The following is a 14,116-nucleotide window of genomic DNA, read 5'->3' on the forward strand; positions in this document are numbered from 1 at the left end:
TATTCCACTTTATCTTGGATCGTTACAGACTTAGAAGTGTGCATTTCTTTTGTACCATCTTTTTTGTCAGTTGCTGTTGTTTTAATTGAAGGAATCTTCTCATCTTTGACGATATGTTTAATAATTTGACCATTCTCTTTGATTTCAAAAGAAAACGTCTCTTCATTTAAGATATAACCGTTTGGAGCAATAGTTTCTTTATATGTGTATTTTCCAAATGGTAACTTTTCAAATTTAGCGATCCCTTTATCATCTGTTTTACCTTTTACTACTTCTTTTCCTGCTTCGTTATAAATCGTAAATTCTGCATTTGGAAGCTTATTGTTTCCATCCGCAACATCTACCTTTGTAATTTCCAGATCACCTTTGATTAGATGATTAACTGCTAATAGCTCAATAATTTTTCCATGTTCCTTTATTTCGAACACAATTGGTTCTGTAACAAGAACGTAACCGTTTGGTGAAGTCTTTTCTACAAATGAATACTTACCATACGCTAGATCTTTAACGTTAATCTCACCGTTTTTATCTGTCTTATATTCCCCAACTACTTTTCCACTTGCATCTTTTAACTCGAATACTGCACCTTCTAACTTTTTACTAATATCTTCGGTATCAACTTTTAATAGTTTTACACTACCTTTTACTTCGGTATTTTCCACTGTAAAAGTAAGTGTTTTATTGTGCTCTTTAATTTCAAAAGGATACTTTGTTTTATTTCCGATATATCCATTTGGTGTTTTTGTCTCTAAGAAATAATACTTACCAAATGTAAGGCCTTCAACCTTTGCAATTCCATTTTCATTTGTTACTGCCTTTTTCACTTCTTTTCCATCTTCAGTAAAAACAGTGAATTCAACATTAGGTAGCACTTTACCTGAATCACTAAGTTTTTTTATTTCAATGTTTCCCTTTGCCTTGTTGTTTACTATTTGAACAGCTCCTGTTTCTCCTGTCTTAACTTCAATAGTTTGTGGTTTATCACCTAAAACATAGCCTGTAGGTGCTTTTATTTCTTTTACAGTATAAGTACCGATTGGTAGGTTATTTAATTCTGCCGTACCATCAGCACCAGTCGTAATTTTTCCAACTGATTCATTATTCGCATTAAAAACCTCGAATACCGCACCAGCTAATACTTCTCCACTTTCTCCAACTTTTTTAATTTTTAAAGAACCAGCAGCTTCCCAATTTACTGCAAGGTCACTACTAAGCTTTTCTTCATTTCTTTCTAGTAATACTGTAGCATTCTGAACAGTATCCGTACCGCGGTAAGCAATTGCTTGAACTTTTGTTAAGTTTGCAGCAACACTTAGATTAAATTCACCTGTTTTAGTATTTTTAGGAATTTGGATACGGAATTTCTCTCCAACTGAAAGTTGATCTTTCACTTCACCATTTTCACTAACAATTTTTACTCCATTAGGTGCATTTTTCGCTACTACTTTATAAGAACCACTCTTAGCATTTGTTTGTACTGTATATAGATTTGTTTCAAAGAACTCACCTTTTAATTCTGCTTTTTGCTTTTCAGCTGGGATAACATTCATATAGATATCTTGTGTATCGCCGCTATTGTTAGCAGAATTGATAATTGCCTTAGCTGCTTTTTCAACATTTTTATTTTCATGTTTCAGTTCATTTACATCAAGTTGACCTAATGCATTCCAAACTGCAAGCTGAGTCGCATAGTGTGCCTCATTCTGATTAGCTACTCCCAGCTGCTCGACACTTTTTTGCGGGAAACCGTTTAATAGGACCCTATATACTACATTATCTGTTTTCCCCATTTCAGGAAGATCTTCACCATTTGGTGATTTTAGTCCAAGAGTTAAGCAATAAGCAATTTGACCGCTTGAATTTTTAATCATTTCAGTTCGAATGTACTTGCCTAAACTATTACTATAACTCCAGTTCATTGAATATTTCTCGTGCGTCATTACCTCTGCACTAACCCTTGGTAAAAAAACATTTAGGAATAGCGCAAGTACAGAAAGTACTGCTAGAACTCTTACAACAACTCTTTTCCCCAATCTAAAAACCTCCCAAACAATATTTGTTTTACATGATTATTTAAATATTATAAATAATCACAATAAACCTAAGAACTATTATAAGACAAAAAATTACAAATATTAAATCATTTTTCCGAATTTTTTTATTTTTTTACATTTATTACAAATCATTTTCATATTCATACATTTTGATTTTGTGATTTAATCACTAATTTTTTAAATCTATTGAATTTCTCTCCGATACATATTAGTTATATTGTTGATTGGAAATAAACTTTATTTTAAATCAACACCTCTTTCGTCTTTGCCCTCATTACCTGTAACAAAAGTAAGAACATTGTAATTAAAAATAAGCACAAAAAAGATCCCTTTATACAAAGGAATCTAGTGGTTCATCTTTTTTTTAACAGTTCGACTTTATTTCAATTTTACTTCTGTCTTTCTACTTCTAATTTGTTACCTTTACTATCTACCATTCTTAAAGAACCTGCTCTCAAGAACTCAACAGTATAATCTACTACCGCATTCATTTGTCTAGCATCTATCTTCTTACCGTCTTTAACAAATTCAGTAGGAATCAAAGTTACTTTATTACTGTCTTTATTGTATAACCATGTTCCTGTCATATGGTTGTCTTCATAAGAAGAGTTACCAGTGTCATCATAAGCCGTGAATGACTTATCTTGTCTAAAGTCTAAACCCTTACGAAACTCAGAACCTTTGTAACTACCCCAAGAACCTATTAACTCGTTACCGTCTGCGGATATTTGTACGTTACCATTATCAGAAGTAGTTGACGACTTAGAGTCGGTCTTCGTATCTACATCGAAACCTAAGGCTTTTGCTTCCTTCTCATTATGGGATTCAATAGGGTCGAATCCTTTATGCCAGTACTTGTTACCCTCATTAATCAAGTCCATTGACTTTTTAGACTTTTCTCTATCTTCGTCTGTTACTTTTCCTTTACCCTTCAAAATTTCTACTTGAAGTGCATAGGCTTCACTATAACAGTCTACTGCTTTTAAAATCTCTTTATGAGCGACTTCAAACTCTTTTGGTGGGTCTATCTTCTTAAACTTAGCGATAATCTTTTGCAACTCAGACTCTTCTTTTAGAATTTCTTTCTTTAAGTCAGTTTCCTTTTTAGTTTTATCCATAGCTATCTCAGTTATTACTGTAATTTTCTGCACTAATTCAGAAGATAAACCAGTCATTCGAGTTGGATACTTCTCTTTTGACAGCTTTTCTTTCGTTTCTGATTTAGATTCTACTTTTTCTTTTGGTTTTGCATCTGTTTTATCGGTACCACAACCTGCTAATAACATGAACGGTATCACAAACGTTACTAGTTTTTTTGCTTTCACTATGCCCCATCCCCTTAGAAAAAATTGTATTTAATTAACATATTGTACCATAACATAATTTGTATAAATAAGATAGAAAGTTTACCCATCATTAATTAAAATATAGACTCTACATAAAAAAAGCACTTGAACATTAAATAGCTGTTCGAGTGCCTTATTTCTTCCCTATTTTTCATGTAATTTTAAAAAGATCCTCCAATTAAAGTTATGTCAATTACAATAAGTGAAAAGAAAAATATATATTCAATCATACTTCCTGTTCTTGTATATATCGGAAATCTTATTTTCATTTTCAAAGGATAAAGCAATTGAATTCCACTTGGTGTAAGGGCATCTAACACTAGATGACTTAATACCCCAATAAACATTCCTATATATATCATGGGGTACTGAGGAACTAGATACTTAAGAAGTGCAGTTATACCAAACAAAAAGATTATACTGTGTGTTATTGTACGGTGACCAAAAGTTTTATTAATACCCCAAGATAATAAAGGTATTTTTCTTCCTAAAGTGGATCCTTGATGACATATATCTGGTATTAATGCCCCAATTATAGATGTGGCCGTTAATAAATATGGATCATCACCTATTCCCGCATAATTATGTGCAATTAAAGCCAATGCTGCTCCTGCTGCTACATGTGTTGGTCCTCTCAAATATATCCTCCTTTCTATTATTCAAGCTTTATCTTAACAGTTGGCGAAAATATAATATCCTTTCACCCAGCGTTCTTTTAACCATCTCAGTTTATATTCCAGGCTTGGTGTATAAGTTGCTGCAGAATCCATTAAGTTATATCTATCTAAAATCTCCAAACATCTATTAGGATTCGTTAAAGTATTTAGAAATTCCAAGTCCTCGCTTTCGAGAGACTTCCATACAATTCCTTTAAAATTAATTGGCAGCAGTTCTAATATCATATCTCTATCCAAACCTGATGTTTCTAAGAAATTCTGAAGATGAGAGAGAGATAAATAACTCCAGTTTGTACTTTGGTACTCTTCTTCTAAAAATGTATATAGATCTAAGTCATGACCATTTAATTCATAATTCTTTATTGCTTCTATTCCCCATTTCATCTCATTCCCTCACAATCATTATGCCCAAAATTGCCTAATAAGTATGTTCACAAATTTCTACCAGTTACTCTTAAACATCGTAATGGGCTTCCCTTTTCCGTCTGTTCACATAATGAATATATAGGTAACACGAACAAATCATATTGATTATCATTGTAGATAAACTATAAAATACATTGATTCCTAAAACATCACAACATAATAAAGCAACCATGCTTAAAACATAAAAAAATAATAATCTATCAAAAATAGACAAATGTCATTTCTCCCTTTTTTTAAGATTAGTATTATGCAAATATTGCTTTTTATAATTTCTCCTTACTCTTCCCCAAAACAGAATTCCTAGATTAAATATTATTGCTATAACTATCATGAGAATCGCATACAAAACTAGATTCACTTTTCTACAGATCCCCCCTTTAATTATAAATAACTCATTATCTAACAGGTTACTATCGGTAACTTGTCCTTCACTTTAAATATATACAAATGATTCTACGAAACTAAGTGACAGTAAAAAAACAGCAACCTATTCTCAATTCTTAAAAAGAACCAGGCATAAATGTCAAAACTAGGTCATTTTTAATTATCCTGCTCTTCATTCTGCTAAGGTCAATAATCTTTATAAGAAAATTATATGATTTTATTCATAGATATTACATTCTGAAAAACTCGAAAACAATACTTTTCCCCGAAGAAGTCAATAGAAAATTGTTGAGAAATATTTTTCTAGATACCTAAATATTAACAATTTTGATACAATAATGAGAAATCGCACAATATATAATAGGAGGGTTTTTATATGGGAGCAGCAACAGTAACATTAAGTGAAATTACAGAGCTTTTAAATAACTGGCATGACTCTATACGCGAACTTGATCATGAACAATCAACTCATTTGTTTGGAGAAATAAAAAATAAGATTGATAAAATTGAGGAAAACCAAAACGTGCTTTTATACTACTCTTTATTAGAGTTTAGACATAATATGTTAAACAAGGATTATGAAGGCTCTAAGAAATCTCTTGAAAAAATTGAAGATTTTAATAAACCAAGTGAAGAACTTTTGAATTACTACTATAACTTCTTTAAAGCAATTCATAACACAGAAATTGGAGAATATAAAAAAGCTGGTGAGTATTTCGATAAAGCCAAACAATTAATCGCAAATATCCCTGATGAGATTGAAAAAGCTGAATTCTATTATAAAGCAGCAGCTTTTTACTATCAGGTAAGACAACCTTTAGAAGCAGTTAAGTATGCAAACCGTGCTTTAAAATTCTTCGAACCTGAAACAGGATATGAACTTAATATAGCAGCTTGTAATAATATCCTTGGCTTAACGTGTACATCACTTAAACAATATGAATATGCGGAAGAATATTTTATTAAGGCTTTAGATATCGTTACAAAAAAACACAATACCATGTTAGGCCTTAAAATTAGACATAATTTAGGTTTTCTATATGCTGAACAGGATCTTTCAGAAGCAGCTATACGAAACTTAACAACAGCTATTGATACTCCAGAAAAGAGTTATAAAGCTATTTTCCTTATTGCTAGAGAAAATTACAAACTTGGAAATACAGAAGAGTCATTAAAATTTATTGAAACTGGGTTAGAAGCATGTAATCGTATCAATAACACGGAATATAAACACCACTTCTCAATATTAAGCGCATTAAACTCGAAAGAATCTACAGAAAAGTCCGAAAATATAATCTCAGAAGGAATTCAGTACTTTGAACAAGAAGGTTTATTAGGGTTCGTTCATGACTATTCGAAACAATTGGCTTTAAAATTCTACTCATCTAACCAGCAAGATAAAGCAAACCAATATTTCTTTAAGTCACACGAAGCCGAAGAAAAACTACGTAAAAAGGAGGCACTAAAATAATGAAGAAAGTAATTCAAGTTTTAGGTATCACTCTAGGATTAGTAGCCGTTTTTGGTTTTACTTCAAACAACACAATACAAAATGCTGAACACGGGGAAACATTTGCACCAAAAGTACAAGATAGCTCTATCCATTACGTAATGAGAGAACACGGAGAAACATTTTAATACTTATTAAGGGCCATACCTCATACATGGCTCTTTTTTTATTATATTAAATTTGATTTATATGCCTGTTAAGATCATATATTCAACTGAATCCATTAAACTTTTACTAGCAGCTAATCTCCCGCCTAACTTCTTTACTTCGCCCAATTTTATGCTAGGCGTTTCACTAATCACAAATCGCGGGATTAACTATTATTTAGAAAGGGTGTAATTTCTTCTATGTTAACTACACTTCCGATCATTATGACTACCAATGGCCAGAAATTAAAATGTTCATTTACTAGCATTACAGAACGATGTGATTTTGACCATATCTCCTTCGACATGGAATTCCGCGACATTGTGAATAATTCCAGGGTTGGAACTGCTTCATGTCGTATTCATAAAGAGCATTCTGAAAAAAAAATTGAAATTACTATTACAAGTTTAGATGCAACCCCTATAGGAAATGGCGTTGGTACTGCTATGGTATACTCCATATACAGATGGACATATTTGAGCTATCCTGGTTATGAACTCCGCTTTAATGGAATGATTAGTACGGCCTTCGATGAAAAGTATCTAATAGGTTTTTATACTAAAGTTGGATTTATCGTAAAAAACGGTTTCTTTAATCTAAAAATAGAGCAAAATGATTTTCAAAAGTTCTGTATAGATACTGAAAGTAAAATATCTGAGCTATGTTTCACATTTCTAAGTAAACAAAATGAAAGCTATAACAATGAAATAGATAATTATCTAAGTATCCTGTCACATATTGAAAAGAAATATAATTCAATGTCATTTATTTCATTTATTAAACAACGTTATTTTAGACGTAAACAGTCCTATAACGAAAATACTCTCATGTAGATGTAAAAAAGAGTTTGGTCAAGTTATTACAAGTGACCTTTATATTAAAACAAGAATAGAGAGCAAGTTTTGAAAAAACAAAATCAAAACTTCCCCTCTATTCTTATGTTATCTTATTTCCTTTTCTACACCGTGATTGTATAGCTGTATGGTATCCTCTGTAAAATTCTGAACGACTGTTGCAAGTTCTTCTAATTTCTCTTGCGTTACCCCATTAATATACCAAACAAAATTACTATTGGATTCTGAATCAGTTGGTATAGAACCAATGGTTATTTTATATTCTGTAGTTTCTGTTACCGTTTCTTCATATGACTTCTTTATCTCATACTGATATTTTTCAAGACGAATAAACATATCTCACCAGAATAAATCAGCAATTTCCATTTGATGATACCAGACTTTACGGAAATAATCAGGAATACTTCTTGTATGTTCTAACAAATACCCTTCTGTCTTTGTTGGGTGATGGATCATCGTATGAATCGCGTCCGTAATATAATGCGCTGTTGGATGATTACGAACCAAGATACGACGCGTTTCCTGACGCACTTGTAGAAGAACATCGTAATAAAAATACATCATGTCACGAGTCGTAGTAGCAAGTTCCCCTTTTTGAAATGGAACCATAGTACCGTTGTGAAATGTTAGTGATGCATCACCAAGGTTCCATGTATATGTTTGCAAGCCCTAATCCCCTTTCGTGCCTTCTTATATTTAAGTATAATATCCCCATTTCAAAAAAGTATTTATTCAGTTATGAGAAACAATACTAATATCTCTTTTATACTTTCTAACCTGCAATCTATAAGGCATTAGAGGGACACTCTTAAATCTTGTTCAACTAAAGCACCCGTTAGTTCAATAAGAATTTAACAACTTTATTATCTCTTAACAAGATTAATATTAAGATATAACCCCACAAAATTATACATATATTGGATAACTTATGTTAGAATACCATTGAACATTATAAAAATACTAATTATTCAAACATCGAAAAGGGGCATATAAATGGCATGATAAATCAAGCTGAATGGTTGTGGCAACGAATTATCGAAAGAGGTTCAAATTCTGAAAGTAACTTTAAAGAATCGTTAAATCTTCAGCCAGGTGCAAGTGATGAAGATTTCCAACTTATTGAGGATAAACTAGGACTTACACTACCTGAAGAAATGAAGAGCTTTTATAGAGTGTATAACGGACAAATTTGGGAACCCGGGGTGAATCCATTTGTAAGAAATTTGACCCTGTCTCCCATTTCTGAAATTATATCAAATTGGGAATTTTTACAGGAAGAATTCGATCCGAATGATGATTTAGAGCCAGAAATTGAAAAAGATCTTAAACCAGCTCTTTGGAATTCTAAGTGGATTCCAATTGCAGAAAATGGTGGCGGAGATTACCTTTGCATTGATACAGATCCATCTGAAGTTGGGTTAACAGGACAGGTTTTATACTATTACCATGACTGGGGAAAGCGTGCTATCGAGGCAAAGAATATTTTTGCATTCATCGAAATTTGTTTAAAAGAAGAGAATTGTGAATAAATGTACCTAAAGTAATGTGTACTTTAGGTACATAAGAAAGGACATTACATATTAAATATGTAATGTCCTTTAATTTATCTAATCCAATTCAATTTAGGTCTTGATTATGAGAAATTCACACAATCTTTTAAGATACCATTCTGTCCTAGTAAACAATCCATTTTTACAGATGGTACTTGCTGCAAATGAAACCCTTAGGATATTAAACCTATTTCACTAAAAATCTTTCTAATTCTTCAGCTAAATGTTTAGCTCCAGTAGGACTTAAAGTAATTTTACCATCTGCTAAAGTTATATTTTTTGCAGATACCTCTCCAGTAATTTGGCAAGCATTATAAGGCGAATATCTTTTTAAAATTATATTTTCATTATCAACATAAATTTCTAATGGTGATTTAATTCCTATGCCTAGCGTATCTCTGAGTTCTTTTGGTATTGTCACTTTACCTATAAGTTTGCCGCAATTGGAAGCATAAACTTGCCGGAATTTACTTGTTTTAGAAGATATTTATCTAATTGTTCAAAGAAAATGGAATCATAACTTTGCCATGGATTAATTATTAACCCATAAACTTGCCGTGAATCCTGGTACTTTGTAATAGATTTTAATCGAAAATATGCTACAAAAAAAGACCATTCAACAGAAGAAACCCAAACATTTTGAAAAAAATTGATCAAAAATGCTTGGGTTATTTGTTGCTAGTAAATAATTTATATAAGAAATTTTAATCGTTTTTCTACCTATGTTTGCTCAACAATCGCGCTCTTTTGTGTAATAAGGGTTTATAATTAAGTTTTAACAAATAAAACACCGAACAATCTTTTTATAAACACTGATGACATTTAAACAATAAATGATGCAATCAATAAAAAAAGAAGCTGTTAGTTAAGCTGAATTTTCAACCTTCTTTTTGTGGCGCCCTTGTTTTGAATTTTAATAATGGAAAAGTCGCCAATTTCAGTTGTTTTGCTAACATGGGTTCCACCACATGCTTGCTCGTCAATATCATCAATTTGAACTAATCGCACTTCGTTAAGAGAAGCTGGAAGTAAGTTAATAATTGTCTTAATACTCCCTACTTTCTGCTCAGCTTCTTTTCTACTTATCGTTTTTATTTGAACATCATGATGTTCAGAAGTTATCCTACATATTGATTGTTCTAATTCCTCAAACTGTATTTCTTCTATAACTTCAGGAGAAAACGCTAGCTCTAATCTGGCATAATCCTTTTCAATCTGACTGCTTGTAGCTAAAGCACCGTAATGTTGAAATAAATAACCAGAAATCACATGTAATAACGTATGATAACGCATGTTTTGAAAACGCCAAGACCAGTTGATATGCATGATGACTTCTTGTTCTAAGTGCTGCAATGGACGATCTAATTCATGAACGATTTTACCATCTATTTTTTTAACATTTACTACTTCGTAGATTTCATCTCCCTGTTTAATAGTCCCTTGATCGCAAGGTTGTCCACCACCACCTGGATAAAAAATCGTTTGGTCAAATGTAATTAAATTGCCATTTACTGAAACAATCTTCGCTTTACATTTTTTAATATAACTATTCTCAGCATATAATTCCTTTGTTGACACTTTGCATCTTCCTTTAACTGATAAACTATTGATTCAAATCAATACACTCATTCGCAAATCGCGATTCTAATTTTTTAATATCTTCTATCAACATTTCTACATTTTCCTTTTTTGTAGCCCAACTGGTACAAAATCTGACAACACTGTGCGTTTCATCGACTTTCTCCCAAATGGCAAAGGAATATTTTTGGCTCAATTTCGTTATTACATCTTTATGCAAAATAGGAAACTGTTGATTTGTTTTGGAATCGTACCTTAATGAAAATCCTTTTTCAACAAATGCCTCTCGGATCATCATCGCCATTTCCACAGCATGTCTGGAAATATCATAGTATAAACCGTCTTCAAACAAAGTTTCAAACTGTATTCCCAATAATCTCCCTTTGGCCAATAGTCCTCCCTTTTGCTTGATTATATATCGAATATCATTTTTTATAGCATCATTTATGATGACTACTGCTTCACCAAACAATGCTCCTATTTTCGTGCCTCCAATATAGAAAACATCACAAAGTGATGCGATATCTGCTAAGGATAAATCATTGCCTTTGGAAACCAGACCATATCCTAATCTAGCTCCATCCATAAATAATGGCAAACCACATTCCCGACAAACCTTGCTTAATTCTTCTAATTCGGATCTACTGTAAGTTGTTCCATTCTCTGTTGGGTTAGAAATATATACTAAGCCCGGCTGTACCATATGCTCATGAGTCGCATCATTCCAATGGGCATCATATAATTCTTTTACCTGTTCTGCACGAATTTTCCCGTCATCACTCGACAAAGTAAGCACTTTATGACCAGTTGCTTCAATTGCTCCGGTTTCATGTACTGCAATATGACCGGTAATTGCAGAAATTACCCCTTGATGCGGACGTAATATAGAAGCAATAATTGTTGTATTTGTTTGTGTTCCTCCAACTAGGAAATGTACATCTGCATTCTTTGTATCACATGCTTCTTTAATATATACTCTCGCTTTTGCACAATGTTCATCCATACCATATCCAGGTGTTTGCTCTTCATTAGATTCAACTAATTGTTTCAAAATTCGCCCATGGGCACCTTCTGCATAATCATTATCAAATCGTATCATTCATATCCTCCTCAGTTCTATTTAATTTCTTTTCAATCAACAACATAGAAACATGTATTTCTTCTATTTCTTTTTGTGACAGCCCCTGTAGTAATTTCACTATTTGTTCATTAGATTTTTCATTTAAATGATTAAAAAAAGCAGTCCCTTTTGGTGTCAATCGAATCAGACTTGTTCTATTATCAACCGTCGAACTTTCCTTAATTAGTAGACCATCTTTAATAAGCTTTGCAATTATTCTACTCATATAGCTGCGATCAATATCTAGTTTTTCGACTAAATCGTTTGCGATACATTCTTCCATGAAACCAATCTCTAAAATTACCCGAGACTCCGTCAAAGAATATTCACCATTAAATACATGCTTATCTAACAAACCCAGTATATTCGTATAAAATCGATTAAATCGCCTTATATCACTAACAATATTTTCATTATGGTTCATAATATCCCTCCCTCTTTTGTGGACTATGTCAACAAATAATAAAGTATTTAGTGGACTATGTCAACGTTTTAATTTAGAATCATTAAGTATAAGTTAAGATATACAAACTACATACTTAGGATTGAATAATATGGTAGCTATACTGTTTTAAAAATCGAATTTATCCTGTAATGAGATGAACTAATAAATAGTTGTATTGAAATGTATTATTTCTCTTGTTATTAATCCTTTATTTCAATAAAAAGTGAATTTCTCTTTCTTGAAGATATATGCCCTTAAATTTTCCTGCTTATTCAAGAATCTGCCACTTTTAGTGTAGTAACTTTATTGTTGCTCACCAGTTTCTTTATTCACCTTTCAGTTCAGATTTTCTTTTAGCTATAAAAACCTCTCTCTAGATAAACAGATCAAAGTGGACAAAACATTTAGTCTTTTTATTAACATCTTGAATTTATTTAAAAACGACATTAAAAATATTCTTCAAATCCTGGAAGCATAAGTTTGCCGCAAACAAAAAGAACCATAAACTTGCCGTTTTGGCAAACTTATGGTTCAAATCACAGGTATTACAACCCTGCCTAACTCATCAACTTTTCGAACAATTCCAGTTGCTTTCATAATATTATTCCCCCTAATAAATTATCAACCAGTTATATTTTAACATCTTTCCATTATGGTTTGGATTGCTCCAATTGTTGTTTCATTTTCTTTTCATTTTCAGTTATAAGATTTATTAACTCCTTTTCCCTATCATTATAATAACTAGTTAGTGTATCAAAACGAAGCTTAATAAGTTTTTCAAGACTGAGCTTTTTATGGTTATCAATTATTTCTTTCTCACTTAAGTAAGAAATATTATTCTTTAAGTTATAATGCTCTTTATTAATTACATCATTAACTTCCATATGCGCCTTTTTAATATTCATAAATAAATCTGCCCACTGCGTATTCAGACTGAAGTATTGATCAATCTTCCAATTTTCCCATTCTTTATATAGTTTTTCATACTCCTTATTAAGAGTCTGGTGTAATTCATCAGCACTACTTACTGTCGCGTAATTCCCTTTTCCTGCTTCTGCAGTATTCTTTAATTGCTGTTGTTCGCTATTGTTCACATCAAATCCAATGATATTTACAACTGCATGAGTACTAGATTGGTTGAGATTTTTGGCAGCATTAACTGGGTCTCCTCCACAAGTCTCTTCTCCATCACTCACAATATATACTACGTTTAGGTTTTCTTCTCCGATATACTCTTTAAAATCATCATTTACAGACTCTATAGCGGATGCTAACGGCGTCCAACCCTTTGGACCAAATTTAGATAAAGCAGCATTGAATTGCTCCTTATTATAAGGCTGTAATGGATACATTACCTCGGAAGATCCACATGATAAACTTTTATCATTTTCATTATTACTTCCTTTATGTCCATATACCCTTAACATTACATTGGCATTGTCTGGAATCTTATCAAGATAGTTGTAAATAGCTTTCTTAGCTGCTTCCATTTTAACTTCACCATTAACTTTACCAGCCATACTCCCGCTTGCATCAAGTAAGATCTCCACATTCAGGGATTTAGCTTTTGGTTTTATAGAATGTATATTGTCATTATTTTGTTCTTTAATCGCTAATTCAGGAATTATTCCCTCCAGTTTACTTACAGCTTCTTTATAACTTTGCGCCTGTAAATTTAGTAATTGTACATATATTTGTTCTGCACTTAAATCTTTTGGTAATTTCATCAATTCTTGATTAAGTCCATTCATTTCTTCTGATGAGAGCGCTCTTTCCTTTGCGTATTTACCTGGTCCTTCTTGAATCATTAGCGGGGCATTTGTAGCAAATAACGATTCATATGTCTTGGTATCCTCTTTTTTAATTTCTTTTTTGCTGTTTTCCTTTTCAACTACTTCACTTTTTGATTCATTAGATTTAGAAGATATAGTATCTGATTTTGAACACCCAGTAATAAATACACAAAACCCCAGTGTTATTCCAATTACATTAAATAATGTTTTCCCCACTTTAAAACCTCATTTC

The 14,116-nt window shown here is 32.1% G+C and carries 15 protein-coding genes; 4 read left to right on the forward strand and 11 right to left on the reverse strand.

Features of this window, described 5'->3' with window-relative positions; all coding sequences use genetic code 11:
* The 4 genes from MKY38_RS26515 to MKY38_RS26530 form a co-directional block, all read right to left on the reverse strand.
* Positions 1-2,033 (reverse strand): SpaA isopeptide-forming pilin-related protein (locus tag MKY38_RS26515; protein ID WP_341050441.1); only part of this gene is annotated, 2,033 nt, incomplete at its 3' end.
* Between the two features lie 410 nt (positions 2,034-2,443).
* Positions 2,444-3,379: a DUF3994 domain-containing protein gene (locus MKY38_RS26520; RefSeq protein ID WP_341050443.1), complete on the reverse strand. Its 936-nt coding sequence runs from the start codon at positions 3,377-3,379 to the stop codon at positions 2,444-2,446.
* Between the two features lie 182 nt (positions 3,380-3,561).
* Positions 3,562-4,038, reverse strand: coding sequence for a metal-dependent hydrolase (locus tag MKY38_RS26525; RefSeq protein WP_098939085.1), 477 nt, complete (start codon positions 4,036-4,038; stop codon positions 3,562-3,564).
* Positions 4,039-4,071: 33 nt separating this feature from the next.
* Positions 4,072-4,461, reverse strand: a complete 390-nt coding sequence (locus MKY38_RS26530) for a hypothetical protein (RefSeq protein WP_262937062.1) — start codon at positions 4,459-4,461, stop codon at positions 4,072-4,074.
* An 802-nt stretch (positions 4,462-5,263) separates the two neighbouring features.
* On the opposite strand from MKY38_RS26530, the gene MKY38_RS26535 reads away from it, so the two are divergent.
* The 3 genes from MKY38_RS26535 to MKY38_RS26545 all read left to right on the forward strand — a co-directional run bounded on the left by MKY38_RS26535 (position 5,264) and on the right by MKY38_RS26545 (position 7,377).
* On the forward strand, positions 5,264-6,358 hold the full coding sequence (locus MKY38_RS26535; RefSeq protein ID WP_262937063.1) for a response regulator aspartate phosphatase: 1,095 nt from the start codon (positions 5,264-5,266) through the stop codon (positions 6,356-6,358).
* The gene (locus MKY38_RS26540; RefSeq protein ID WP_000755964.1) at positions 6,358-6,525 is read left to right on the forward strand and encodes a hypothetical protein; all 168 of its coding nucleotides are present in this window, start codon (positions 6,358-6,360) and stop codon (positions 6,523-6,525) included. Before MKY38_RS26535 ends, MKY38_RS26540 begins: the two co-directional genes overlap by 1 nt.
* A 219-nt stretch (positions 6,526-6,744) precedes the next feature.
* Positions 6,745-7,377, forward strand: a complete 633-nt coding sequence (locus MKY38_RS26545) for a GNAT family N-acetyltransferase (RefSeq protein WP_262937064.1) — start codon at positions 6,745-6,747, stop codon at positions 7,375-7,377.
* A 108-nt stretch (positions 7,378-7,485) separates the two neighbouring features.
* Here the strand turns inward: MKY38_RS26545 and MKY38_RS26550 are convergent, their stop codons facing one another.
* On the reverse strand, positions 7,486-7,734 hold the full coding sequence (locus MKY38_RS26550) for a hypothetical protein (protein ID WP_080451215.1): 249 nt from the start codon (positions 7,732-7,734) through the stop codon (positions 7,486-7,488).
* A 3-nt stretch (positions 7,735-7,737) separates the two neighbouring features.
* The gene (locus MKY38_RS26555; protein WP_262937065.1) at positions 7,738-8,064 is read right to left on the reverse strand and encodes a hypothetical protein; all 327 of its coding nucleotides are present in this window, start codon (positions 8,062-8,064) and stop codon (positions 7,738-7,740) included.
* Between the two features lie 332 nt (positions 8,065-8,396).
* On the opposite strand from MKY38_RS26555, the gene MKY38_RS26560 reads away from it, so the two are divergent.
* The gene (locus MKY38_RS26560; RefSeq protein ID WP_200462631.1) at positions 8,397-8,927 is read left to right on the forward strand and encodes an SMI1/KNR4 family protein; all 531 of its coding nucleotides are present in this window, start codon (positions 8,397-8,399) and stop codon (positions 8,925-8,927) included.
* A gap of 208 nt (positions 8,928-9,135) precedes the next feature.
* Here the strand turns inward: MKY38_RS26560 and MKY38_RS26565 are convergent, their stop codons facing one another.
* The 5 genes from MKY38_RS26565 to MKY38_RS26585 all read right to left on the reverse strand — a co-directional run bounded on the left by MKY38_RS26565 (position 9,136) and on the right by MKY38_RS26585 (position 14,100).
* On the reverse strand, positions 9,136-9,378 hold the full coding sequence (locus MKY38_RS26565; RefSeq protein WP_200462639.1) for an AbrB/MazE/SpoVT family DNA-binding domain-containing protein: 243 nt from the start codon (positions 9,376-9,378) through the stop codon (positions 9,136-9,138).
* A gap of 431 nt (positions 9,379-9,809) precedes the next feature.
* On the reverse strand, positions 9,810-10,526 hold the full coding sequence (locus MKY38_RS26570) for an alanyl-tRNA editing protein (protein WP_341050454.1): 717 nt from the start codon (positions 10,524-10,526) through the stop codon (positions 9,810-9,812).
* Positions 10,527-10,551: 25 nt separating this feature from the next.
* Positions 10,552-11,625, reverse strand: coding sequence for a threonine aldolase family protein (locus MKY38_RS26575; protein WP_200462629.1), 1,074 nt, complete (start codon positions 11,623-11,625; stop codon positions 10,552-10,554).
* Entirely contained in the window at positions 11,612-12,073 is a 462-nt protein-coding gene (locus MKY38_RS26580) for a MarR family winged helix-turn-helix transcriptional regulator (RefSeq protein ID WP_098293019.1), read from the reverse strand. The genes MKY38_RS26575 and MKY38_RS26580 overlap by 14 nt, the downstream gene beginning before the upstream one ends.
* 668 nt (positions 12,074-12,741) lie before the next feature.
* A complete protein-coding gene (locus MKY38_RS26585) occupies positions 12,742-14,100 on the reverse strand; it encodes a VWA domain-containing protein (RefSeq protein ID WP_341050457.1) in 1,359 nt (452 codons plus the stop codon).
* Positions 14,101-14,116: the final 16 nt, after the last annotated feature.

Origin of the sequence: Bacillus sp. FSL R5-0585, from assembly GCF_038004545.1 — a bacterium.
In the GTDB taxonomy this organism is placed as follows: domain Bacteria; phylum Bacillota; class Bacilli; order Bacillales; family Bacillaceae_G; genus Bacillus_A; species Bacillus_A cereus.